The 24,893-nt window shown below is 72.5% G+C and carries 17 protein-coding genes; 7 read left to right on the top strand and 10 right to left on the bottom strand.

Annotated features, from left to right (window positions below):
* Positions 1–7: 7 nt before the first annotated feature.
* The 3 genes from gcvH to ACFY6S_RS25400 all read left to right on the top strand — a co-directional run bounded on the left by gcvH (position 8) and on the right by ACFY6S_RS25400 (position 3,206).
* A complete protein-coding gene (gene gcvH, locus ACFY6S_RS25410) occupies positions 8–385 on the top strand; it encodes a glycine cleavage system protein GcvH (protein ID WP_388814737.1) in 378 nt (125 codons plus the stop codon).
* A 16-nt stretch (positions 386–401) separates the two neighbouring features.
* On the top strand, positions 402–1,670 hold the full coding sequence (glyA, locus tag ACFY6S_RS25405; RefSeq protein ID WP_388814739.1) for a serine hydroxymethyltransferase: 1,269 nt from the start codon (positions 402–404) through the stop codon (positions 1,668–1,670).
* Between the two features lie 138 nt (positions 1,671–1,808).
* Entirely contained in the window at positions 1,809–3,206 is a 1,398-nt protein-coding gene (locus tag ACFY6S_RS25400; protein WP_388814740.1) for an L-serine ammonia-lyase, read from the top strand.
* Positions 3,207–3,255: 49 nt separating this feature from the next.
* On the opposite strand, the gene ACFY6S_RS25395 is transcribed toward ACFY6S_RS25400, so the two are convergent.
* On the bottom strand, positions 3,256–3,636 hold the full coding sequence (locus ACFY6S_RS25395) for a hypothetical protein (protein WP_388814741.1): 381 nt from the start codon (positions 3,634–3,636) through the stop codon (positions 3,256–3,258).
* 436 nt (positions 3,637–4,072) lie between these two features.
* Between ACFY6S_RS25395 and ACFY6S_RS25390 the strand changes: the two genes are divergently transcribed.
* Positions 4,073–5,449 carry a tol-pal system YbgF family protein gene (locus ACFY6S_RS25390; protein ID WP_388814743.1) on the top strand — a complete coding sequence of 459 codons (1,377 nt, stop codon included), beginning with the start codon at positions 4,073–4,075 and terminating at the stop codon, positions 5,447–5,449.
* A gap of 253 nt (positions 5,450–5,702) precedes the next feature.
* On the opposite strand, the gene ACFY6S_RS25385 is transcribed toward ACFY6S_RS25390, so the two are convergent.
* The 8 genes from ACFY6S_RS25385 to ACFY6S_RS25350 form a co-directional block, all read right to left on the bottom strand.
* Positions 5,703–6,566: a CopD family protein gene (locus ACFY6S_RS25385; protein ID WP_388817819.1), complete on the bottom strand. Its 864-nt coding sequence runs from the start codon at positions 6,564–6,566 to the stop codon at positions 5,703–5,705.
* Between the two features lie 240 nt (positions 6,567–6,806).
* Positions 6,807–7,469: an ADP-ribosyltransferase gene (locus ACFY6S_RS25380; RefSeq protein ID WP_388814745.1), complete on the bottom strand. Its 663-nt coding sequence runs from the start codon at positions 7,467–7,469 to the stop codon at positions 6,807–6,809.
* Between the two features lie 112 nt (positions 7,470–7,581).
* Positions 7,582–8,877 carry a YncE family protein gene (locus ACFY6S_RS25375; protein ID WP_388814747.1) on the bottom strand — a complete coding sequence of 432 codons (1,296 nt, stop codon included), beginning with the start codon at positions 8,875–8,877 and terminating at the stop codon, positions 7,582–7,584.
* Complete coding sequence (locus ACFY6S_RS25370; RefSeq protein ID WP_388814749.1) at positions 8,877–9,683, bottom strand: polysaccharide deacetylase family protein; 807 nt, start codon at positions 9,681–9,683, stop codon at positions 8,877–8,879. Before ACFY6S_RS25370 ends, ACFY6S_RS25375 begins: the two co-directional genes overlap by 1 nt.
* A gap of 209 nt (positions 9,684–9,892) precedes the next feature.
* On the bottom strand, positions 9,893–10,417 hold the full coding sequence (locus tag ACFY6S_RS25365) for an ATP-binding protein (RefSeq protein ID WP_388814751.1): 525 nt from the start codon (positions 10,415–10,417) through the stop codon (positions 9,893–9,895).
* Positions 10,418–10,690: 273 nt separating this feature from the next.
* On the bottom strand, positions 10,691–11,461 hold the full coding sequence (locus ACFY6S_RS25360; protein WP_388814753.1) for an enoyl-CoA hydratase/isomerase family protein: 771 nt from the start codon (positions 11,459–11,461) through the stop codon (positions 10,691–10,693).
* A gap of 94 nt (positions 11,462–11,555) precedes the next feature.
* On the bottom strand, positions 11,556–12,845 hold the full coding sequence (locus ACFY6S_RS25355; protein ID WP_388814755.1) for an Ig-like domain-containing protein: 1,290 nt from the start codon (positions 12,843–12,845) through the stop codon (positions 11,556–11,558).
* Positions 12,846–13,128: 283 nt separating this feature from the next.
* Entirely contained in the window at positions 13,129–14,349 is a 1,221-nt protein-coding gene (locus ACFY6S_RS25350; RefSeq protein ID WP_388814756.1) for an Ig-like domain-containing protein, read from the bottom strand.
* A gap of 149 nt (positions 14,350–14,498) precedes the next feature.
* On the opposite strand from ACFY6S_RS25350, the gene glgX reads away from it, so the two are divergent.
* From glgX to ACFY6S_RS25335, 3 genes are all read left to right on the top strand, one after another.
* Complete coding sequence (gene glgX / locus ACFY6S_RS25345; protein WP_388814758.1) at positions 14,499–16,880, top strand: glycogen debranching protein GlgX; 2,382 nt, start codon at positions 14,499–14,501, stop codon at positions 16,878–16,880.
* 185 nt (positions 16,881–17,065) lie between these two features.
* Positions 17,066–18,940, top strand: coding sequence for an ABC transporter ATP-binding protein (locus tag ACFY6S_RS25340; protein ID WP_388814760.1), 1,875 nt, complete (start codon positions 17,066–17,068; stop codon positions 18,938–18,940).
* Entirely contained in the window at positions 18,937–20,820 is a 1,884-nt protein-coding gene (locus ACFY6S_RS25335; RefSeq protein ID WP_388814762.1) for an ABC transporter ATP-binding protein, read from the top strand. Before ACFY6S_RS25340 ends, ACFY6S_RS25335 begins: the two co-directional genes overlap by 4 nt.
* 121 nt (positions 20,821–20,941) lie before the next feature.
* Here ACFY6S_RS25335 and ACFY6S_RS25330 read toward each other — a convergent pair whose 3' ends face one another.
* Complete coding sequence (locus tag ACFY6S_RS25330; protein WP_388814764.1) at positions 20,942–24,730, bottom strand: WD40 repeat domain-containing protein; 3,789 nt, start codon at positions 24,728–24,730, stop codon at positions 20,942–20,944.
* Between the last annotated feature and the right edge of the window lie 163 nt (positions 24,731–24,893).

The raw sequence follows: 24,893 nt of genomic DNA, 5'->3' as shown, positions 1-24,893 counted from the left end.
TCAGGTCATGAGCAACCCCCAGCAGCTGCGCTACAGCAAGGAGCACGAGTGGCTGACGGCCGCCGACAACGGCGTGTCGACGGTCGGCATCACGGAGTACGCGGCGAACGCGCTCGGTGACGTCGTGTTCGCCCAGCTCCCCGAGGTCGGTGACACGGTGACCGCGGGCGAGACGTGTGGAGAGCTGGAGTCCACCAAGTCCGTCAGCGATCTCTACTCCCCTGTGACCGGCGAGGTCACCGAGACGAACCAGGACGTCGTGGACGACCCCTCGCTGGTGAATTCCGCCCCCTTCGAGGGCGGCTGGCTGTTCAAGGTGCGCGTCGCGGAGGAGCCCGAGGACCTGCTCTCCGCCGACGAGTACAAAGAGTTCTCCGGCAACTGACACCCCAGGGACTGTGATGTCTTCGAATTCCCTTCTGAACGCCTCGCTCCACGAACTGGACCCCGACGTCGCCGCCGCTGTCGACGCCGAACTCCACCGACAGCAGTCCACCCTCGAAATGATCGCCTCGGAGAACTTCGCTCCGGTCGCTGTCATGGAGGCGCAGGGCTCCGTCCTGACCAACAAGTACGCCGAGGGCTACCCGGGCCGCCGCTACTACGGTGGCTGTGAGCACGTCGACGTGATCGAGCAGATCGCCATCGACCGGGTGAAGGCGCTCTTCGGGGCCGAGCACGCGAACGTACAGCCGCACTCGGGTGCCCAGGCGAACGCCGCCGCGATGTTCGCGCTGCTCTCCCCCGGCGACACGATCATGGGTCTGAACCTCGCCCACGGCGGGCACCTGACCCACGGCATGAAGATCAACTTCTCCGGCAAGCTCTACAACGTCGTCGCCTACCACGTGGACGACGCGACCGGTCAGGTCGACATGGCCGAGGTCGAGCGGCTCGCCAAGGAGTCCCGGCCGAAGCTGATCGTGGCCGGCTGGTCCGCCTACCCCCGGCAGCTGGACTTCGCCGCGTTCCGCCGGATCGCGGACGAGGTCGGCGCGTACCTGATGGTCGACATGGCGCACTTCGCCGGTCTGGTCGCCGCGGGGCTGCACCCCAACCCGGTGCCGCACGCCCATGTCGTGACCACCACCACGCACAAGACCCTGGGCGGTCCGCGCGGTGGGGTGATCCTCTCCACCAAGGAACTGGCGAAGAAGATCAACTCCGCGGTCTTCCCGGGCCAGCAGGGCGGCCCGCTGGAGCACGTCATCGCGGGCAAGGCGGTCTCCTTCAAGGTGGCGGCCGGCGAGGAGTTCAAGGAGCGCCAGCGGCGCACCCTGGAGGGCGCCCGGATCCTCGCCGACCGGCTGACCCGTCCGGACGTGACCGAGGCGGGCGTCTCGGTGCTCTCCGGCGGCACGGACGTCCACCTGGTCCTGGTCGATCTGCGCGACTCGGAGCTGGACGGCCAGCAGGCCGAGGACCGGCTCCACGAGATCGGCATCACGGTCAACCGCAACGCCGTCCCGAACGACCCGCGTCCCCCGATGGTCACCTCGGGTCTGCGCATCGGCACCCCGGCGCTGGCCACCCGCGGCTTCACGGCCGAGGACTTCACCGAGGTCGCGGAGATCATCGCGGCGGCGCTGAAGCCCGAGTTCGACCGCGAGGCGCTGGCGGGCCGGGTCACCGCGCTCGCCGCGAAGCACCCGCTGTACCCCGGTCTGTAATCACCCGTACAGCCCGGTTCGGCGGGGCACCGCGCACACTGGAACAGTGCGCGCGGTGCCCCGCACCGTGCCCACCGTTCCCTCCGCACCACCCCGGCGGACAACGGCGTCCGCCAACCGGCAACAAGGAGTCCCACCGTGGCCATCTCGGTCTTCGACCTGTTCTCGATCGGCATCGGCCCGTCCAGTTCTCACACGGTCGGCCCCATGCGCGCGGCCCGGATGTTCGCCCGCCGCCTCAAGAACGAGGGCCTGATCGCCCATACGGTCTCGATACGGGCCGAGCTGTACGGCTCCCTCGGCGCGACCGGCCACGGCCACGGCACCCCCAAGGCCGTCCTGCTGGGCCTGGAGGGCAACTCCCCTCGGACGGTCGACGTGGAGAACGCCGACGCCGAGGCGGAACGTATCCGCACCAGCGGCCGGCTCCAGGTGCTCGGTATGCACGAGATCGCCTTCGACGCCGAGGAGGACCTGGTCCTGCACCGCCGCAAGGCCCTGCCGTACCACGCCAACGGCATGACGGTCGCGGCGTACGACGCCGACGGCGGCACGCTCCTGGAGAAGACGTACTACTCGGTGGGCGGCGGTTTCGTCGTGGACGGGACCGTGCTCGATGCGGACGGCACGGCGAAGGACCGCATCGTGCCCGACGACACCGTGCTGAAGTACCCCTTCCGCACCGGCGACGAGCTGCTGCGGCTCTCCGCCGACACCGGTCTGTCGATCTCCGCGCTGATGCTGGAGAACGAGAAGGCGTGGCGCACCGAGGACGAGATCCGCGCCGGGCTGCTGGAGATCTGGCGGGTCATGCAGGCGTGCGTCGCGCGCGGCATGTCCCGCGAGGGCATCCTCCCCGGCGGCCTCAAAGTCCGCCGTCGCGCCGCCCACTCGGCCCGCCAGCTGCGCGCCGAGGGCGACCCGCAGGCCCACGCCATGGAGTGGATCACGCTCTACGCCATGGCCGTCAACGAGGAGAACGCCGCCGGCGGCCGCGTCGTCACCGCGCCCACCAACGGCGCCGCCGGCATCATCCCGGCCGTCCTGCACTACTACATGAACTTCGCCGCGGGCGGCGCGACCGGGACGGAGAAGGACGACAACGTCGTCCGTTTCCTCCTCGCGGCCGGCGCCATCGGCATGCTCTTCAAGGAGAACGCCTCCATCTCCGGCGCCGAGGTCGGCTGCCAGGGCGAGGTCGGCTCGGCCTGCTCCATGGCCGCCGGCGCCCTCGCCGAGGTCCTCGGCGGCTCGGCGGAGCAGGTCGAGAACGCCGCCGAGATCGGCATGGAGCACAACCTCGGCCTCACCTGCGACCCGGTCGGCGGCCTGGTCCAGATCCCCTGCATCGAGCGCAACGGCATGGCGGCGGTCAAGGCGGTCACGGCGGCGAAGATGGCGCTGCGGGGCGACGGAAGCCACAAGGTCTCCCTGGACAAGGTCATCAAGACCATGAAGGAGACCGGCGCCGACATGTCCGTCAAGTACAAGGAGACGGCGCGGGGCGGGCTCGCGGTGAACATCATCGAGTGCTGACGGGGCGGGCCTGATCAGCGCACCGCCCGTGCGGGTGCCGGGCGCGCGGTCAGCCTCGGGGGCCTTCGCCGTCCGGTACGGCGTCCGTGTCCGCGGCGACATCGGCGAAGTACGCGCGGAGCACCCGCGGGCGGAGGCCGTACCGCCGCTTGAACGAGGCGTCGCGGCGGCCGAGTTCGGCCGCCTCCAGGCCCCGGGCCCACGCCTGGCGCGTCACATGCGCGTACGCGACGCAGAAGGGGCTGAATCCCACGAGAGGGCCGTCGGCGGTCAGGCGGAAGCCGTAGCGCTCGTAGTGGTCGGGGTCGCGGTGGACGTCGGGGTGCACGGGCAGGGTGACGAACCGTCCGCCGGGCCGCAGCGCCTCGGCGGCCGTCCCGCACAGGCCGACGAGTTCGTCGTAGGTGGTGGCGTACGGCAGTACGTACACACCCAGGACCAGGTCGAAGCCGCCCGCCGGTCCGGCCGGCAGGCTGCCGACACAGCCGATGCCCAGACCTTCTTTCGTGGCCCGGCGGGCTCGCTCCGGTGAGGCACCTTCCCGGCCCGTTCTCCGGGATGCGGGTCCCGGCCGGGGATGCGTGCCCGCGTTGAACGCTTGCGCTCTCGTGAAATCGACGGGACGTCCTCGGTCCCGGTAAAGAACAGGAAGATCTGTCGGACCGCCACTCCCGCGATGGCGCCCTGAGCAGGATGATGAGCAGAGGAACGGGACCCGGGGTCCGGGAATGACGTCCTGTGACGATCCGCTGGTCCGCCCCTCGAATGTGTCCCGCCATGACCGGTGCGCGCGCCCCTCCGACGCCGGCGCCGCCGTCATGAGCCCGACGGGCGCGGGAGCGAGGCTCACCCGAGGAGGCAGGGTCTTGGTACGCGATCAGCCCAATCACCGCCTCGCCGCTCTGCTCGGCGAGGCCGGCTGGAGTGCCGCGGAGCTGGCGAGGGCGGTCAACGGCCTGGGGGCCGCACAGGGGCTGCCGCTGCGCTACGACCGCACCTCGGTCGCCCACTGGCTCGCCGGCTCCCGCCCCCGGTCTCCCGTCCCCACCCTGGTCGCGTCGGCGTTCAGCCGCCGCAGCGGCCGCCTGATCACCGCGGAGGAGACCGGCCTCGCGCACTACGGGGCCGACGACCCGCTCCCGCCCCATCAGTCCCGGCGGGACGATGTCCTGGACCGGTTGACGGCCCTGTGCCGCGCCGACACCGACCCCACGCGGCGGATTCCGCTGGCCGGCTCCGCCTACAGCCTCGTCGCCGCCACCGCGCCGGCCTGGGGCGGGGGCCGCCCCGTCGGCGCCGCTCCGGCGCGGGTCCCCGCTCTGGTGCCCCGGGCCACCGCCGCTGACCTGCGGAGGATGCAGTGGATGATCCTCGCGTTCGCGGATCTCATGGAGCGCCACGGCGGAGCCCACGCGCGCACCGCCCTGACGATCTATGTCGCCGACGACACGGGCGGTGTGCTGGCCGCTCCGGCGCTGCCCTCACTGCGCCGGGAGCTGTTCACCGGAGCGGGGCAACTCACCCATCTGCTGGGCCGTATGAGCATGGACGCCGGCCATCAAGGGCTGGCGCAGCACTACTTCACCGCCTCCCTGGAGCTGGCGCGCGAGGGCGACGACCGTCGTCTCTACGCGATCACCCTGCGGGCCATGAGCCTCCAGGCACTGCATCTCGGTTTCGTCCAGCACGCGTGGCAGCTCGCCGACGCCGCCGTGGACACCGCCGGTCCGCGTACCGACCCGTCGACCCGGGCCTTTCTGCTGAGTCAGCGCGGCCTGACCCACGCCCACGCGCGGCGCCGTCGTGAAGCCGTCAGGGACCTGGCGTCGGCCGAGGCCCAGCACGACCGCGCGAGCGGTCCGGCCGGGCCCTTCACCCTCTATCCCCGTGCCGGCCTCGACTATCAGCGTGGCCGGGCCCTGCTCGCCCTGGGAGATCCGGTCCAGGCGGCCCGCGCCCTGGAGACAGCGGCCGGGGCCCGTGCCGGCGACCGGCACAGGTCCAGCGCTCTCACCCGCGCGCGCCTCGCGGAGACCCTCCTGGCCCAGGGGCGTCTGGAGGAGTCATGCGTCCACTGGGACGTCTTCCTCGACCACTACCCGTACCTGCGCTCGGCCACCGCGGACCGCGCTCTGCGGCAGCTGCGTACGTCCCTGCGCGGCTTCCGGCACCAGCCGCACGCCGCCGCCGTCCTGCGTCGCGCCCGGTCCCTCACCCCCCGGCCCCGTCGTCGGCCGCCCTGACCCGACGGGGTCGCGAGGAGGGCTCGTTGCCTGTGTCGCCGTGTCCGGAAGCTGTCCACCGACCGGGCCCAGCGGACTGAAAGCGAAGGGATCGTCCATGGGCGATGTCTACTCCACGGCCGGAGCTCAGGGGAGGGACCGCGCCACCCCGGTGCGGTAACAAGCCGCAGGGACGACTCCGGTCTGCTCCATCTGCCCGAGCACGGCCGGCCGGGGCGCCCGTCCCCCGCCGAAGCGCCCCGCCGCGACCCGGTCAGCGGGTGCTGAGCCAGTGCGGGTCGGGAACGACCGTCAGGATCGCCGAGACCAGCAGGACCAGCGCGAGTACGGCCAGCTCGGCGCGGGCGGGCCGGGTGGCGTCGGTCCCGCGGCGCAGCCTGTGGCGGGCCGTGAGCGCGAGCGCCGCGACCGTCAGGACCAGGAGGAGCTTGACGATCAGGACACGGCCGTAGGCCGTGGCGAGGACGACGTCGGCGGGCAGTCTGCGCAGCGTGGAGAACGTGCCGGTGACGGCGAGGGCGGCGAAGAGGGGGCCCGCGAGCCGGGCGTAGCGCGCCAGTACCTGTCGCGCGCCGGCCGGGTCCGCGCGCCGCAGCCACATGGTGTGCAGGGCGTGGAGCAGCCCGCCGGTCCACAGGGCGGCGGCGCCGAGGTGGACGACGGTGAGCGCGGCGCCCAGCAGGGGGGTGTACGGCTCCGGGTGCGCCCGGAGCGCCTCGGCGCCGATCACCACGGCGAGCGGCACCGCGGCCAGGGCCGGGCGGTTCAGCGCCACGCACCCGGCGGCCAGCAGGAAGCCGTTGGCCATGACGAGCAGGAGGCGACCCTCGACCGTCCCGTACACCTCGGTGAGGTCGAGTCCGCTGACGGCGGCCAGCAGCAGGATCTGTCCGGCGGACGCCGCCGCTCCGACGAGCGCGGCGGTGACCGCCCGGCTCCGTGGCAGCGGGCCGCCCCGGGCCAGCCGGACGCCCACCAGTTCACCGAGGTGGAGCGCGAGGGCGGCGAAGACGGCGACGCGCAGGACGGTCGTCGCACCCGCCGCGGGAATCCGCAGCTCGCCGGTGCCCCGCGCGGCGAGGCCGGCGCCGAGCAGCGCGACGAGGAGCGCGAGCAGGACGGCACCGGCGGCGAGGCCCGCCGTGAGGACGGCCCCGCGGGGTACGGAGCGACGGGTCTCCTCGGCGGACGAATCCGGGAATGTCACCGGTTGATCCTCTTATCCCGGTCGGCCACTCGGCAACGCGACTACGGCAAATGCCGCACACTTCGCGAGTCGGGGCCGGAACGCCCACGGGTCGCGGGCGTTCCAGCGGGACGGTCGTCGCGGGGCCCTGCCGGGCTCGGACGGAAGACCTCAGCCTCGCCAGGGCTTGTAGTGCGGGTTGTCCTGGCATTCGGCCATGGTCTCGGTCTTCCGCGCCTTGTCGACCGGACAGGCACCGACGATCAGCTCCCGCGAGACGCCGCCGGGAAAGGCGACCTCCTCCCGGTGGGCCGCCTTGTGGGTGGCACCGATCGTCCTGTTCACATCGATGCCGCCGGGGGCGTCGATGTAGTAGTTGAAGGTGTGCGTGGCGCCCTGCTTGTAGAGGTCGTGGTCGTAGCTCGTGGAGACGTACGGCGAGTCCTGGCCGGCCAGGACGTGCTGCGCCACGTCGTACTGGCCGTCGACCGGTGCCTTCGGCAGGAAGCCCTGCTCGAAGACGATCTCCGGCGGCCGGCTCTCCGCGCGGTAGAGCTGTTTGCAGTCGGTGCGCCAGGACGGCGTCGGGCTGATGCGGTCCGCATCGACGCTGTGGTCGGCCGCGGCGAACAGGGGATCGGTGACGGACGGGCAGTCGCTGTCCGCCGGGACGGCCTCGGTGGCCCCGGCGGCCCCGGTGGCGGACGCGGAGTCCGGTGCGGGGCCCCCCGCCGGGTCCGGTGTGGTGGTGGCGGATGCGGAGGCCGGGAGGAGCACGGCGCAGACGGACAGCGCGAGCGCAGCGGCCCGCCGCCGGTTTCGTGGAGCGATCATGGGATGCACCCTCCACGCCGTACGGCGGCGGGCCGTGGACCGCCACCCGTTCGGGGGCGTGTCGGTTCGGAACGATGGCCGGTGCGCGACGAGTTGGGCCGGGCGGGTCGGGTCAGCGGAAGACGCCGGTGTGGCCCAGGGAGTAGCGGCCGGGCTGCGGGTAGACCGCCAGCCCGTGCGGGCCGCCGCCCACCGGGATCCGGGCGAGCTCCTCGCCGCTGGCGGTGTCGATCGCGTACACCTCGGAGTCGTAACGCCCGGCCAGCCACAGGACCTTGCCGTCCGCCGAGACACCGCCCATGTCGGGGCTGCCGCCCTCGGGCAGGTGCCACTTCTTGGTCAGCCGGTTCTTGGGGAAATCGAAGATCGAGATGGTGCCCTCGCCCCGGTTGGAGATGTACATCTCCTTGGAGTCGCGGCTGACGTACAGCCCGTGGCACCCCTCGCCGGTGGGCAGCAGCTTGGGGGTGGTGAACTTCTCCCCGTCCAGCACCCAGACGCCGTTGGCCATCATGTCCGCGATGTAGAACGTCTTGCCGTCGGGCGAGATCTTCACGTCCTGGGGCATCGCGTCGTCGAAGGGCAGCTCCTGCTGGCCGATGACCTCCATCTTCTCCGTGTCGACCTTGAGGAGTTCGGCGGAGAACTCGCAGGAGACGATGAAGTACCGGCCGTCGGCGGAGAAGTCCGCGTGGTTGACGCCGGCGCAGGTGACCGGGACGGTCTTCTTGATCTCCATGGTGTGCGGGTCGCGGAAGACCAGTTCGTGGTCGAGCGAGGCCATGACGATCGCGTACTTGCCGTTGGGCGTGAAGTACAGGTTGTACGGATCGTGTACGTCGACGGGCTCGCCCGCCTCCCCGGTGGCGGGGTTGATCGGGGTGAGCGTGTGGCCGCGGTTGTTGTTGACCCAGAGGGTCTTGAGGTCCCAGGACGGCACGACGTGCTGCGGCTGCCGGCCGACCTCGATGGTGTCGATGACCTTGTATGTCGCCGGGTCGATGACGGAGACCGTGTCGGAGTTGGTGTTGGGGACGTAGACCCGCGAGGGGAAGCCCCGCACGACGGGCGAGAGCATCCCCGGCCGGTCGGCGGCGTAGACGTCCTTGGGGTCCTGCACCGGCGGCATGCCGGGCAGTCCGGGCGGCGCCGCCGTCCGGGCCACGGCCGGACGCGAGGCGGCCTTGGTCGCGGCCGTCTCCGTACGCCCGGAGTCGTCGGCGCCGCCGCAGCCCGTGAGGAGTGCGAGGGCGGCGGACAGCGCGAGCGCGGTGGCGCGCGTGACGGGAAAGGCGCGCGGGGTACGTGAGGTACGAGAGATGTGTGAGCCGGGGGAGATCCGGAAGGCGCGGCGGGATGGGCGCCCGGCGGCGGAGGGCCCGGCGGCGGAGGATGGCGTCCGGTGCATCAGGTCAGCAGCTCCGTGGTCGTCACCGCGCGCAGGCCGCGGCGTTCCAGTGCGTCGAGGAGGGCGGGCAGCGCGGCGACTGTGTCCGCGTAGCCGAAGTGCAGGCTCACCACCGAGCCGTTGCGGATCTCTTCGGTGACGGTGCGCGTGACGGCGGTGGCGCCGGGCGAGGTGAAGTCGAGGGAGTCGACGTCGTAGGAGAGGACGTGCGGGTAGCCGGCCCGCGCGGCGAGCCGCCGCACGAGCGGGGTGGCGTGCTGGGTGCGTGAGGGGCGGAACCAGGTGCCGATGGAGCCGGTGAGCCGGCGCAGCCGTTCGGCGCAGCCGGTGATCTCGGCGTACGCCTGTGCCTCGTCCATGTCGGAGATGTCGGTGTGGTGCAGCGTGTGGTTGCCGAGGTCGTGGCCGCCGTCGAGAATCCGGCGGGCGAGCGCGGGGTGTTCGTCGAGCCATTCGCCGACGGCGAGGACGGTGATCCGCGCTCCGGCGCGTTCCGCCTCGGCCAGCAGGGCGGTGGCGGTGGCGGGATCGCCCTGGCCGTGGAAGGTGAGGGCGACCCGGGGCCGGTCCCGGGGGCCGTTCGCGATCTCGGCGGGCCGGCCGGGGAATCGCCGGGGCGCGGGGGCGGCCTTGGCGACGGGCCGGGTCCCGCCGGGGCTGGAGCCGGGGGCGGGCGGCGAGCCCGAGGGGGCGGCGGAGGCCGGTACGGAGTCGGACGCGCCGTCCGTACAGCCGGTGGCGAGGGCGCCCGCGACGGCCGCTCCGGCTGCCGCGCGCAGTGCACTACGACGGTCGATCGGGATCACGCCCCCATTTAAGGGGGAAGGAGCGGGAATTTAAGGGGAAAAGAGCGCGAAAGGGAACGATTGACTCTTTTGGCCGCCTCGTGGGAGCACGGAATCGCTCCGGGCGGGAGCACCGGCGCGGGCCGGAACGCGGAGGCTCAAGGTCCCGGGCCCCCTCGATCCCGGACATTCACCGACTCGGGCGCTCAGGAAATCCCGCGCTCAGGAAATCAGGGCGACCGGTGGTCGGCGATCCGCATCTCGAACCAGGTCGTCTTGCCGCGCGGCAGCAGATCCACCCCCCAGCGGTCGGAGAGCTTGTCCACCAGAAAGAGTCCCCGCCCACTGGTGTCCATGGCCCGCACCGGGATCAGGCACGGCAGCCCGCGCGAGGGGTCGCGCACCTCGATCCTGATCCAGCCGCGTCTGCGCACCATCCGTAACCCGAAAACGCGCGCCCCGGTATGGCGTACGGCGTTGCCGACGAGTTCCGAGACGAGCAGCACCGCGTACTCCGCGGTCTCCGGGGAGAGCTTCCACTGGCGCAGCACCACGGAATGGGTGATCCGGCGGGCGGCCGACGCGGATTCGGGCCGAGAGGGTAACCGGACTTCCGCCTCGGTCGGATTGCCGAACAATTCCAGCGCCCTCAGCGCCTGTTCATCCTCACCGGACGGTATCCACCGCCCGGTGGTCGCACTGCCGCGCCGCCGCGGCTGCTCCACATCCTCCAGGCCCGCCATGTCTTCCATCATGGCCGCACAGAGCCATTTCCGGGGGCGTTCCGGGGGAATCGACCCCCCGGAACGAGTGACTCCGAGGCGCCTTCAACGCATATGCCGTTGGCAGTGCATATACCCACTTACCCATTCTGACCTGGGATAACGACAAGCGCCAAAGTGATCGCCGGGCGCTATTGCGGCGAATTTATCGAGTTCGCCGCACGTCCCGGCCGAGCCGGTCGCCGAGTTGACGTGACGACTCCGCGTATTCCGTGTCGACACGCTGCGTGTCCAACGGCCGCCCGATCAGAGGAACGTGGCCTTGCCCGGCCCCTCCTCCTCGAACGACCGCATTCCCCGCTCGCGGTCCTCGGTGGCGAACAGCCCGGCGAACGAGGTGCGTTCGATCGTGAGTCCGCTCTCCAGATCGGTCTCCAGCCCCGCGTCCACCGACTCCTTGGCTGCCCGCAGCGCCAGCGCCGGGCCCTGGGCGAGCTTCGCGGCCCAGGCGTGCGCCTGCTCGTACACCTCCGCCGCCGGGACCACCCGGTCGACCAGGCCCATCGACAGCGCCTCGTCCGCCCTGACCTGACGGCCGGTGAAGATGAGGTCCTTGGCCCGCGACGGGCCGATCAGCCGGGCGAGTCGCTGGGTGCCGCCCGCGCCCGGGATCAGCCCGAGCAGGATCTCCGGCTGACCGAGCTTCGCGTTGTCCCCGGCGATCCGGAAGTCGGCGCAGAGCGCCAGCTCGCAGCCACCGCCCAGGGCGTAGCCGGTGACCGCGGCGACGACGGGCTTGGGGATGCGGGCGACGGCGGTGAACGACTCCTGGAGCGCCCGGGAGCGCACGACCATCGCCGCGTGGTCCATCCGCCGCATCTCCTTGATGTCGGCGCCGGCCGCGAAGACCTTCTCACCTCCGTAGAGGATCACGGAGCGCACGTCGTCACGGCGCCCCGCCTCCTCGGCCAGCTCGCGCAGCCGGTCCTGGACGGAGGTGTCGAGCGCGTTCATCGGAGGGCGGTCGAGCCGGATCGTACCGACGCCGCCGGAGACTTCCAGATTCACATGGGCCATACCCCGCAGGTTAACGCCCGCTTACGACAACGGGCCCGGGGGGCACGGTCGTACCGTGCCCCCCGGGCCCGTCAGCCGGCGTGGTGGCGCGACGCTACGCGGTCCACTCCGCCCAGGACATGTTCCAGCCGTTGAGGCCGTTGTCCGGGGCGATCTGCTTGTCGTTCGAGTTCTTCACGATCACGACGTCCCCGATGATGGAGGCGTTGTACATCCACGCCGACGGCGTGCCGTTGTCGCCGCCGCCCCGGATGTCCCGCAGCCCCACGCAGCCGTGGCTGACGTTCGCGGAGCCGAAGGTGCCCGCGGAGGCCCAGTAGTTGCCGTGCATGAAGGTGCCCGAGGTGGACAGGCGCATGGCGTGCGGCACGTCCTTGATGTCGTACTCACCGCCGAAGCCCACCGTCGCGCCGTCCATCCGGGTCACCGCGTACTTCTCACTGATGACCATCTGCCCGTTGTACGTGGTGGTCGACGGGGCGCCCGCCGTGATCGGGATCTTCTTGATCAGCTTGCCGTCGCGCACCACCTTCATGGTCTTGGCGCTCGCGTCCACGGTGGACACCTGACTGCGGCCGATGGTGAAGGAGAACGACTTGGCCTGCTTGCCGTAGACCCCGGGGCGCCCCTCGATGCCGTCGAGGTTGAGCTCGACCGTCACCTTCGTGCCGGCGGCCCAGTACTTCTCGGGGCGGAAGTCCAGCCGGTCGTTGCCGAACCAGTGCCCCTCGATCGGTACGGACGGCTTCGCCGTCACGGTGATCGCCTTCTCGACGGCCTCCGGTGCGGTGATGCCCCGGGTGAAGTTGATGGAGACGGGCATCCCCACGCCGACCGTGGAGCCGTCCTCGGGGGTGTACTGGCCGATGAACGTGTCCCTCGGTACGAGGGTGGTGAACGTGGTGTCCTTGGCGGACTCGCGGCCCTCCGCGTCCTTGGCGGTCGCGTGGACCTTGTACTTGGTGGCGCCGGCCAGGTGCTGGAGGGGTTCCCAGGCCGTGCCGCCGGCCAAGAGCTTCCCCTCGACCGGCTCGCCCTTGTCGTCCCGCACCGTGACCGAGGTCAGCTTGCCGCCCTCGGCGGAGACCTTCAGGGCGCCGGTGGTGGCCACGCCGTCGGCCTCGTCCTTCGGCTCGACCCTCACCACCGCCACCGACGCGGCGTTCTCGACCTTCGTCACACCCTTGCCGTCGCCCTTGCCGCCGCTCTCGTCCCCGTCGCCTCCGCCACCGCACGCGGTGACCAGCAGAAGCAGGGCCCCCAGCAGGACGGCCGGTGCCCCGGCCCGCCGTCCGCGCCGCCCCTGCCGTCCCCGTGCCGTGCGCGGTCCCCGGTCCCCCGGACGCGCTTCGTAAGCCCCCGATATCGGCAGCTCGTTCCCCATGGTCGTCTCCCCTCGCACGGCCTGGCCCCGCCACGGCCCGCACTTCCGCGCGTCAAGTGCACGCGCACGGCGTTAGATAACCACACCGGAGGTCCGGCGCAGACCTGCGGACTGTCACCATTCGGTCCCAACCGGCCGGGACGGCGCAGGTCAACGCGGCCTGATGCCCCATCGGCGCCGGCCCGGCCGAGGCGATCGGGGGACGGTCAGGAGGGGCGCATCGGGGAGAGCGCGGCGGGGGTGAGTGCGATCGGGCGGGACGGCTGCCGGGCCGGGGGGGCGATCAGCGGAGGGCGGAGCCCGCCCGCCACTGGTTCCAGTTCAGGTTCCAGCCGCCGAGCCCGTTGTCGGGAGCGACCGTACGGTCCTTGGAGTTGACCACCTCCACGACATCGCCGATCAGGGTGCGCTCGAAGAACCAGCCCGCCGGGGTGTCGGGGCCGCCGCCCTTGACGTCCCGGAGTCCGACACAGCCGTGGCTGACGTTCTCCGAGCCGAAGGTCTCCGGGTCCGCCCAGTAGTTGCCGTGCAGGAAGGTCCCCGAGGTGGTGAGCCGTACGGCGTGCGGCACGTCCTTGATGTCGTACTCGCCGCCGAACCCGACCGTCCTGCCGTCCATGCGCGTGACGTCGTACAACTCGGTGACCACCATCTTCCCGTTGTACGTGGTGCTCTTCGGGGCGCCCGCCGTGATCGGCACCGTCGACAGCAGCTCGCCGTCCCGCCGTACCTCCATGGTGTGCTCCTCCGCGTCGACCAGCGAGACCTGGGAGCGGCCGACCGTGAAGCCGAAGGTCTTGTGCTGGATACCGAAGACGCCCGGCGCCGCCTGGACGTCCCGCAGGGCCAGTTCGACGGTGACCTCGGTGCCCGGCTCCCAGTACCCCTGGGGCCGGAAGTCCAGCCGCTGGTCGCCGAACCAGTGGCCCGCGATCTCCACCGCGGGCTCGGCGGTCACCTTGATGGCCCGTTCGACGGCGGCCCGGTCCCGGATCCTGCGGTTGAAGTCGAAGGAGATGATCATTCCGGTGCCGACGGTCGAGCGGTTCTCCGGCGAGAAGTAGCCGATGAACCGGTCCGTGGGCACCGCCGTCGTGAAGGTGGTGTGGCGGGCCGAGCGACGGCCGACGGCGTCGACGGCCACCGCGTCCACGCTGTACTTGGCGGCGAGCGCGACCCGCGCGTCGCTCCGGGGTGTCCAGGAGCGGCCGTCCTCGGAGATCCGCCCGGGCAGCTCCCTCGGCTGGGCGTCCTCGATCTGGGTCACCCTGACCCGTTCCAGCCGGCCGTCGGGCACCGTCACCTCGACGGGGTCCGTGCGGCCGATGCCCTTGGCACCGTCCTTCGGGGTGATGGCGATGGTGTCGCCGGTGGTCCGCGACTTGCCCTCGGTGAACGTTGCCCCGCCGGTGCATCCCGACAGTAGGGCCAGTACGGCCACCAGTCCTGCCCATGTCAGGACGGTGACTGTGCCCGCCCCTGCCCGCTTCGTTACGTTTCTCACGCTCGTCCCAACGACCACCCCCCTCCGGGGGAAACGTGAGGGCGGCCTCTGTTGGGGGCAGAACAGGAGAAGGACCCCATTGGGCGAGCCGCGGCCGGGACGCCGTGCGCTCCGACCCGCGGGGCCGACGAGCCGCGGGAGGCCGGTCAGTGGCGAGCGCAGCCGAGCAGGAGGCAGTGCGAGGGGAAGCGGCGGACGAGGTACGGGACGACGAACGCGCTCTGCCGGACGGGACCGCTCCACAGCGGTCCCGGCGGCCGGACGCCCCCTACGGGGCGGGCGGCGACGGCCGCCACGAGCGGTCCCGTACCGCGCCGCCCGAGGTCTGGCCGGGCACCCCGACCCCCCTCGGGGCGCGTTACCGGGTGGGCCCCGACGGGGTGGCGGGCACCAACTTCGCGCTCTGGGCGGGCGGGGCCGAGGCGGTCGAGCTGTGCCTCTTCGGACCGGAGGAGGCCGCAGAGGAGGACAGCGGGCCGGGCACGGGCGCCGGAGCGGACGGCGCCGGGACCGAGATCCGGCTGCCGCTGACCGAGCTGACCCATGAGATCTGGCACGGCTTCGTGCCCGGTGTCCGCCCCGGCCGGCGCTACGGATTCCGGGTGCACGGCCGCTGGGACCCCTGGACCGGCGCCCGCTGGAACCCGGCGAAGCTGCTGCTCGATCCGTACGCCCGCGCGGTCGACGGCGAGTTCGGCCTCCCGCCGGAGGTCTACGGCCATGTCCGCGACTGGCCGCAGCGCCAGGTCGCCGACACCGTGCGCGACGAGCGCGACTCGGCCCCGTACGTCCCCAAGGGCGTCGTCGTCCACGACGAGGCGCCCGGCGACGAGTGGGCCGACGACCGGCGGCCCAAGACGCCGTGGGCCGACTCGGTCATCTACGAGCTGCATGTGAAGGGCTTCACCCAGCGCCACCCGGGCATCCCCGAGGAGCTGCGCGGCACGTACGCGGGGCTCGCGCACCCGGCGGCGATCACATATCTGCGGGAGCTGGGGGTGACGGCGGTGGAGCTGCTCCCCGTCCATCAGTTCGCCCATGAGGAGCATCTGCTCCGGCGCGGTCTGCGCAACTACTGGGGCTACAACTCCATCGGTTACTTCGCGCCGCACGCGGGCTACGCGGCGGGCTCCACCCGCGGCCGGCAGGTCACCGAGTTCAGGACCATGGTGCGGGCGCTGCACGCGGCCGGGATCGAGGTGATCCTCGACGTCGTCTACAACCACACCGCCGAGGGCGGGGAGCTGGGGCCGACGCTCTCGCTGCGCGGGATCGACAACCGCGGCTACTACCGGCTGCCCTCCGACGCCCGCCGCTACACGGACTACACGGGGTGCGGCAACACCCTCCACGTGGTGCAGCCGAACGTGCTGCGGCTGATCACCGACTCGCTGCGCTACTGGGTGACCGAGATGGGCGTCGACGGCTTCCGCTTCGATCTGGCGGCGGCGCTCGCGCGCTCCATGCACGACGTCGACATGCTCTCGCCGTTCCTCGCCGTCATCGCCCAGGACCCGGTGCTGCGCCGGGTGAAGCTCATCGCCGAGCCGTGGGACGTGGGCAACGGCGGCTATCAGGTCGGGGCGTTCCCGCCGCTGTGGACGGAGTGGAACGACCGCTACCGCGACGCCGTACGGGACTTCTGGCGCGGCGCCCTGCCCGACGTCCGAGACCTGGGCTACCGGCTCTCCGGGTCGAGCGACCTGTACGCGTGGGGCGGCAGGCGGCCGTACGCGTCCGTCAACTTCATCACCGCGCACGACGGCTTCACGCTGCGCGACCTCGTCTCGTACGAGCACAAGCACAACGAGGCCAACGGCGAGGGCAACCGCGACGGGACGGACGACAACCGGGCCTGGAACTGCGGGGCGGAGGGCGAGAGCGACGACGCGCGGGTCAACGCGCTGCGGCGCAGGCAACTGCGGAATCTGCTGACCACCCTGCTGGTGTCCACGGGCGTCCCGATGCTGGTCGCGGGCGACGAGATGGGCCGTACGCAAGGCGGCAACAACAACGCGTACTGCCAGGACAGCGAGGTGAGCTGGCTCGACTGGTCGCTGCTGGAGGACCCGGCCGGGACGGGGGCGGGGCTGCACCGGCTGACCACCCGGCTGCTCGCGCTGCGCCGGGCCCATCCCGTGCTGCGCCGGCGCGCCTTCTTCTCCGGCCGGCCGCGCGACCCGGACGGGCTGGCCGACCTGGCGTGGTTCACCCCGTGCGGTACGGAGATGACGGAGCGGGACTGGTACGCGCCGGCCGCGACGCTGGGGCTGTTCCTCTCCGGGCGGGACATCCCGGGGCGGGACGAGCGCGGGGCGCGGATCACGGACGACAGCTTCCTGACGGTGCTGCACGCGGGGGAACGGGAGCTGGACTTCGTCCTGCCGGGGGCGCCCTGGGCGCGGAGGTACGAGCTGGTGGTCGACACGGCACGGGAGGCCCAGACGGAGCCACCGGGGACGGTGCACGAGGCGGGGTCGGCGGTGCGGGTCCCGGCGCGGTCGGTGCTGCTGTTCCGGGTGTGCGCGTAGCGGCGCGGAGGCGGTCCGGGGGCGCCGGGGCCGGGGCCGCCGGGGCCGGGGCCGCCGGGGCCGAGTGTGCGCCGGTCCTGCCGGACGACAGCCCGGGGATCATGCGGTACGACGGTACGAATTTCACCGTCGCCGGTGGAAAACCCCGTGAGCCTTGTCAGTGGTGAACCGTAGGCTCGCCCCTGATGACCGACACATACGCAGCCACCGACGCTGCCTCCCGGAACACGTCCGCCGTGCGTTCACTGCTGCGGTTGTGGCCCTACGTACGCCCTGTGCGCGGGCGCCTCTTCAGCGCGGCGTTCATCGCGATCGTCGCGTCCTGCCTCGGTCTGGTGATCCCGCTCGTCCTGAAGTGGATGGTGGACGGCCCGGTCACCCGAGGGGACACCGGCGGTGTCTGGCTGGGGGCGCTGGTGCTGCTGGCCCTCGGGATCGTGGAGGCGGTGCTGTTCGGCTTCCGCCGCTGGCTGGTGGCCAGGCCGCTGGCCGGGGTGGAGGCGGCGATGCGGGCCGATCTCTACCGTCATCTGCAACGCCTGCCGGTCGCCTTCCACGACCGGTGGCCCTCGGGTCAGTTGCTGTCGCGCGGGACGACGGACCTGATGCTGCTGCGGCTGTTCCTGGCCTTTCCGCTGACCTTTCTGCTGGTCAACTCGGCCACGATTCTGATCGGCTTCGTCATTCTGCTGATCCAGGAATGGACGCTGGGGCTGGTGCTGCTGGCCCCCGTGGTGCCGCTGGTCGTCCTCTGTTCCTTCTTCGAGGCGCGGTACGCGCTGGTCGCGCGGCAGGCGCAGGACCAGGTGGGCGATCTGACGACGGTGGTCGAGGAGGGGGTCCTCGGAATCCGGATCATCAAGGGGTTCGGGCGCCACCACAGCCAGTCCCACGCCTTCCGCGCGCTCGCCCGGCGGCTGCGCCGCACGGAGCTGGACAAGGCACGGCTGCTGGCGGGCATCTGGGGTCTGATCATGACGATCCCCGAGCTGGCGATCGGCGCGGCTCTGGTGCTGGGCACGATCCAGGTGGCGGAAGGCGGGCTCTCGGCGGGCACGCTGGTGGCGTTTCTGTCGACGGCGCTCGCGCTGCGGTGGCCGGTGGAGTCGATCGGGTTCCTGCTGGCGATGAGTCAGGAGTCGGCGACGGCGACCACCCGCTTCTTCGAGGTGATGGACGTGCCGGAGGAGACGGAGCCCGAGGGTGTCCGGGCGGTCGCGGAGGAGAAGTCCGCCGGAGGCGGGGACGCGGACGGGGGCGGGCTGCGCTTCGAGAGCGTCGTCTTCCGGTACCCGGACGGGGACGGGAGCGGGGAGTCGGCGCCCGTACTGACCGGGATCGATCTGCACATCGGCCCCGGCGAGACCATGGCCCTGGTCGGTGCCACCGGATCCGGCAAGACCACACTGACCGCGCTCGTCCCCCGGCTGCACGACGTGACGTCCGGGCGGATCACCCTGGACGGCGAGGACATCGCCCTGATGGAGCGGCGGCGGCTGCGCGAGCTGGTGTCGGTGGCGTTCGAGGAGCCGACGCTGTTCTCCGCGAGCATCAGGGAGAACGTGCTGATGGGCAGGGCCGACGCCGACGAGGACGCGTTGAACCGGGCCCTGGACGTGGCGCAGGCCGGGTTCGTCAGGGACCTCCCCGAGGGGATGGACACCGAGGTCGGGGAGCAGGGCCACAGTCTCTCCGGCGGCCAGCGTCAACGACTGGCGCTGGCCCGGGCGGTGGTGGGCCGGCCGCGCTTCCTGGTGCTGGACGATCCGCTCTCCGCGCTGGACGTGCACACGGAGGCGCTGGTGGAGGCGGCTCTGCGGCGCGTCCTGCGTGGGACCACGGCGCTGGTGGTGGCGCACCGGCCGTCGACGGTGCTGCTCGCGGACCGGGTGGCGCTGCTGTCGGGCGGGCGGATCGCCGCGGTGGGCACCCACCAGGAGCTGCTGCGGAGCAGTTCGGAGTACGCGTGGCTGATGGCCGGGGCGGCGCCGGACGCCGAGCCCCCGGCGAGCAGCACGGCGGGGGCCGGAGCAGGGGCCGTCGAGGGGAGCGAGCGATGACGACATCGACCAGTACGGGGCCGGAGGGCACCACCGCACCCGCGCGGCCGTCCGCCGCCGCGCCCACGCCCGTCGTGGACTCCCCCGGCCCGGACTCCTTCGCCCGCGACGATCTGCCCACGGCCGCCGGCGCGACCGGCGCCCTGCTGCGGTCGCTGCTGGCCGCCCGCCGTACGCGCGTGGCCGTGGCCGCGCTGCTTCTGCTGCTCCAGCAGGCCGCCGCCCAGACCGGTCCGCTGCTCGTCGCGTACGCCATCGACCGGGGGGTGCCCGCCTTCCGGGACGGCGCGTACGGCCCGCTGTACGCGGTGGGCGCCGGGTATGTGATCTGCGCGCTGGGTTCCGGCGCGTTCCAGTACGCGTTCGTCCGGGCCGCCGCCCGGATCAATCAGGACGTGCTGCTCGATCTGCGCGGCCGGATCTTCCGCCACGCGCAGGCGCTCAGTGTGGACTTCCACGAGCGGTACACCTCCGGCCGGCTGATCTCCCGGTCGACCACGGACGTGGAGTCCCTGCGCGAGCTGCTGAGCGAGGGGCTCCAGGAACTCATCGGCGTGGTGCTGTCGTTCGTCTACATCTCGGCGATGCTGCTCTATCTGGACCTGGGACTCGGCGCGACGGCGGTGCTCTCCTTCGTCCCGCTGTATCTGCTGGTACGGCTCTACCAGCGCCGCTCCGCGCAGGTCTTCGGCCGGCGCTCCACCGCGATCGCCGCCGTCATCGTCAAGTTCACGGAGACGATGAACGGCATCAGGCCGGTGCGGGCGTTCCGGCGCGAGCGCGCCAATGACGCGGCGTTCCTGACGCTCAACCGGACCCATGAGCGGAGCAACGGGGACGCGCTGCTGGAGATGGCCCGCTATGTGGTCGGTTCGCGGCTCGTCGCCAACGTCACCGTCGCCGGTCTGGTCCTGTGGGGCGCCTACCGGGTGGCGGACGGCACGCTGGCGCTGGGTGTGCTGGCGGCGGTGGTGCTGTACCTGCGGCGGCTCTACGAACCGATCGACCGGATGGGGATGTTCCTCAACTCGTACCAGTCGGCGGCCGCTTCCCTGGAGAAGATCGCCGGGCTGCTGGCCCAGACCCCGTCCGTGCCCGAGCCGGCCCGCCCCCGGCCGCTGCCCGCGCTCGGCGGTGAACTGCCGGGAAGGGAGGCCGTCTTCGAGGCGGTGGCGTTCTCGTACCGTACGGGCGGGGAGGTGCTCCCCCGGTTCGATCTGACGGTCCCGGCCGGGCAGACGGTCGCGGTGGTCGGCTCGACGGGCGCGGGCAAGTCCACGCTCGCCAAGCTGCTGGCCCGGTTCTACGATCCGACGGAGGGCCGGGTGCTGCTCGACGGGGTCGATCTGCGCGACCTGGAGACGTCGGAGCTGCGGCGCGGTGTGGTGATGGTGACCCAGGAGGCGTTCCTCTTCTCCGGCACGGTCGCCGAGAACATCGCGGTCGGCCGGCCCGACGCCTCCCGTGCGGAGATCGAGCACGCGGCCAAGGCCATCGGCGCCCACGAGTTCATCAGCGGCCTGCCCGACGGCTACGACACGGACGTCCGCAAACGGGGCGGCCGTATCTCCGCTGGCCAGCGTCAACTGGTCGGCTTCGCCCGGGCGTTGCTGGCCGATCCGGCCGTCCTCATACTCGACGAGGCGACCAGCTCGCTCGACATACCGGGCGAGCGCGCGGTCCAGCGCGCGATGGACACGGTGCTGCGCGGCCGTACGGCGGTGCTGATCGCGCACCGGCTCTCCACGGTCGAGATCGCCGACCGGGTGCTGGTGATGGAGCACGGCCGCATCGTGGAGGACGGCGCCCCGGCCGACCTGGTGGCGGGCACCGGCCGCTTCGCCGGCCTGCACCGCGCGTGGCGGGACAGCCTGGTCTGACACGGAGCGCTGGGGGGCCGCGCTTGGGCGCGTATCCCTTCCGGGCGGAGAACGGGCTTCCCCGGCATCGCCGGGCAGGCCGGGGACGGTCGACGGACCGGCGGCGGGACCGGCGGCGCGCTCAGTGGCCTTCGCCCGCTCCCGCTCCGTCGCAGCCCGGCCGGTAGGGGACCTGGGGCAACTGCTCCTGCCAGGTGCGGCGGGGCAGCGCGGCCCCGGCGTAGGCGCACACCTCGCGTTCGGCGGTGTCCGGGTCGAGCGGCCACAGGCGGGCGGTCAGGTCGTAGCCGACGCTGGCGAGGGTGTGTCCGCCGGGCGCGAAGGCGAGGGCGACGACGCTGTCGGTGTGACCGGCCAGCGGAAGTCCGGCGGCGGCGGCGCGGGCGCTGTCCCGCAGGTTCCAGAGCCGTACGCTCCGGTCCTCGCTGCCGGACGCGAGGGTGCGGCCGTCGGGGCTGAAGGCCACGGTGTGGACCCGCCGACCGTGACCCGTCAGCACCGCGGCGCTCCGCGCCTCGGCGGGGCGGGTGGTGTCCCAGAGGCGCACGGTGCGGTCGGCCCCGCCGCTGGCCAGGGTGCGGCCGTCGGGGCTGAACGCGAGGCTGCTCACTTCTCCCTGGTGCCCCGTCAGCCGGCCCAGGGTCCGGCGGGTGCGGGTGTCCAGGAGGCTGATCGTGCCGTCGTCGACGGCGGCGGCGAGCGTGCGGCCGTCGGGGTGCCAGGCGAGGGAGTCGACGCGGCCCGGCAGCCGCAGCGTGCCCGCGCCACCGGATACGGCGCCCGGGCGCAGCCGCCAGAGCCGGACGGTCTCGCCGTCCGCCGCGACGGCCAGGGTGCGGCCGTCACGGGAGAGCGCGAGCGCGCGGATCGGCCCGCCGGCGTCGAGCGGTGCGGCGCGCAGGGGCCCGCCGGCGGCGGGAGAGACCTTCCAGAGGCGGACGGTGCGGTCGGCGCTGCCGGTGATCAGGGTGCGGCCGTCCGGGGTGAAGACGACGGCGTTGACAGGGCCTTTGTGCGGCAGCGGGCCGCCGGGCACCTTGCGCGGGTGGACGGGGTCGCGGATGTCGTACAGCCGGACCGCGGCGTCGGCCTCGCTGCCCACCGCGAGCAGGGCGCCGTCCGGGCTGATGTCGACGGACAGGAGGGGGTTGGTGAAGTCGGTCAGCACGGTACGGGGGCGATGCCACAGGACGAGGGCCCCGTCGTAGCCGGAGCTGGCGAGGGTGAGGGGGTCGCCGGGGCGGAAACGGGCGGTCCAGACGCCGCTGGTGTGCCCGGTGACGGGGTCGCCGAGGGCCTGGGCGTAATCGGGGTTGAGCACGTTCCACAGTTGGAGGCTGTTGTCCTCGCCCGCGCTGAGCAGGGTGGTGCCGTCGGAGCTGAAGGCGACCGAGAGGACGGCGGCGTGGTGCGCGCGCAGGACGGGGGTGTGCCGGGGCCGCGGGTCCGCGGGGTCGGTGACGTCCCACATGCGTACGGTCTGGTCGTACGAGCCGCTGGCGAGGCTCCTGCCGTCGGGGCTGAAGGCGACGGAGAAGACCGGGCGGGTGTGGGCGGTCGGGGCGTGGCCCGCCGGGCGGGGGCGGTCGGGACGCGTGATGTTCCACAGCCTGACGGCGTTGTCGTACCCGCCGCTGGCCAGGGTGTCACCGTCCGGCGCGAAGTCCAGGGCCTGCACGCCCCCGCGGTGGGCGGTGATCGGGTCGCCGTGCGCGACGGGGCGGGCGGGGTCGGCGAGGTCCCACAGGCGGATGGCGCCGTCGACGCCGCCGGTGGCCAGGGTGGTGCCGTCCGGGGAGACGCGCAGGGCGGCGACGGCGCTGTCGTGTGCGGTGAGCGGTGTGCCGAGCAGCCGCGGGTGGTCGGAGCGGGCGGTGTCGTAGAGCATCACCTGTCCGTTGTGCAGCCCGAGGGCGAGCAGGTGGCCGCGCGGGGAGAAGGCGAGGGACTCCGGCCGGGCCGGGAAGCCGGTCAGCGGGGCTCCGAGCGGCCGGGGGCGCCGGGGGTCGGCGGTGTTCCAGAGCCGGAGGGTGCCGTCGTGGGCGGCGGTGGCGAGGACGTCGCCGTCGGGCGCGAAGTCGGTTCCGGTCACCAGGCCCCGGTGGGCGGCGATCGGGTTGCCCAGCACGGCTCCCGCGTCACTGCTGAGACGCAGGGCGACATCGGAATCCGGGCCGAGGGCGCGGGCGGCGACGTCGAGGCGGGCGGCGAGCGGGCGGTTGCTGTCGCGGACCAGGTCCGCCTTGGCGACCATCTGCTGGAAGACGGCGGCATTGCGTTCGGTGCGTGCTGTGGCCCGCTGTTCGGAGGCGACCACGGTGGCCGCGATGGCCAGCAGGGTCAGCACGGCGAGCGCGGCGGTGATCCCGCGCCGCAGCCGGATGTGGCGGGCGCCCCGCCGCTCCGACGCCTCCACGAACGCGTTCTCCCCGGCGGTGAGACGCAACGCGCGCTCGGCGGGCGGGAAGTGCTCGCGCACGGCGTCGAGGCGGGCGCCGCGGTAGAGGGCCTCGGGGTCCTGGCCCAGGGCCAGCCACTCCTCGGCGCCGTCGGTGAGGCGGCGGTGCACGCGCAGCTTGTCGCGCTCGTCGGCGATCCACCCGCCGAGCCGGGGCCAGGCCGAGATGAGCGCCTCGTGGGCCAGGTCGACGTCCTCCTGGCCGAGGGTGAGGAGCCGCGCCGCGACGAGTCGGTCCACCACCTCGTCGACCTCGCGCACGCCGTCCGGGCCCAGCGTGCCGGTGAGTTCGCTCTTGCGTACGGTCCGCCGGGTGCTGGGGGCGTGCTCGCTCTCGCCGGGAGTGACCAGTTGCAGCAGGACACGGCGTGCGTGATCACGCTGGGCCGGTGTGAGGTCCTTGTAGACGTTCTCGGCGGTCCGCTCGATGGCGCGGTGCAGGCCGCCCGCCTTCTCGTAGGCCGCCTCGTCGAGCAGATGACCGCTCAGGAAGCGCCACGCCTGGTCCAGGGCGTGCGACATCAACGGCAGTGCGGAGGCGTCCCGTTCGACCTCGTTCACGATGAGATCGGTGAGACCTCTGGCCACGTTCAGGTTGCGGGCTCTGGCGGGTCGGGTGACGGCCTCGCGCAGTTCGGCCCTGCTCATCGGGCCGACCAGCAGGTGCGCCTCCTCGAAGGCGCTCGCCAGGCCGGGGTGCCGGGTGAGGTGGTCGAAGAAGTCGGAGCGCAGGGCGATGACCACGCGCAGCCGGCTCTCGGGGTCGCGGGCGGCGAGCAGGGCGGTGATGAAGCCGTCGCGTTCGGCGGTGTCGGCGCACCGGGTGAACAGTTCCTCGAACTGGTCGACGACCAGGAAGGTGTCCCCGTCGCGTGCGGCGGGTTCGAGATGGGTCCGGTGCGTGGTGAGCGGGGTCGCGTTCAGGGTGAGGGTGCGGATGGCGGCCGGCCGCCCCTGGCCGCCCTTCGCGCTCTGCCAGTGGGGGATCAGGCCGGCCCGCAGCAATGAGGACTTGCCGCTGCCGGACGCGCCGAGGACCACGGTGAAGCGGGAGCGCGCGGTCAGTTCGGCGAGCTGGCCGATGAGGCGGTCGCGGCCGAAGAAGAGTCCCGCGTCGCTCTCCTGGTAGGCGCGCAGGCCCCGGTAGGGCGAGGGTTTCCTGCTTCCGCTCTGGGTCGGGAGAAGCCGCAGCGCCTTCTCGGCCTGCTCCCAGCGCCGGCGCCACGCCGCGAGATCCCCGCCGCAGGCGGACACGAAGTCCGCGGTGACCGGCCATGTCGGCAGGGTCTCCCCCTTGGCCGCTCCGTGCAGGGTGGCGGCGGCCCGCCCCGAGCTGCGTTTCATCCGGGCGTACGGAGGCGTCCCCGCCTCCTCGCGCAGGCGGCGCAGGGCGGAGGCGAACTCACCGACCGGGTCGGACGCCGGGGGCTGCTCGTCCTCGATGAGGGTCATCAGGGGTCCCGTGGAGAGGGAGGGGTGGCTGAGCACCGGACGGATGGACGAGTGCGGGTGGACGTTGAGGAATCGGACCGCGACACCGAGTGACCGTACAGGACGGCCGTCGCGGCGACGTCCGGTTCAGGTCACCCGCGTACGCGACCGCCCGCGTCCCACC

Source organism: Streptomyces sp. NPDC012835 (assembly GCF_042900885.1).
GTDB lineage: Bacteria > Actinomycetota > Actinomycetes > Streptomycetales > Streptomycetaceae > Streptomyces.
This window is presented reverse-complemented; position numbering and strand designations above follow the sequence as displayed.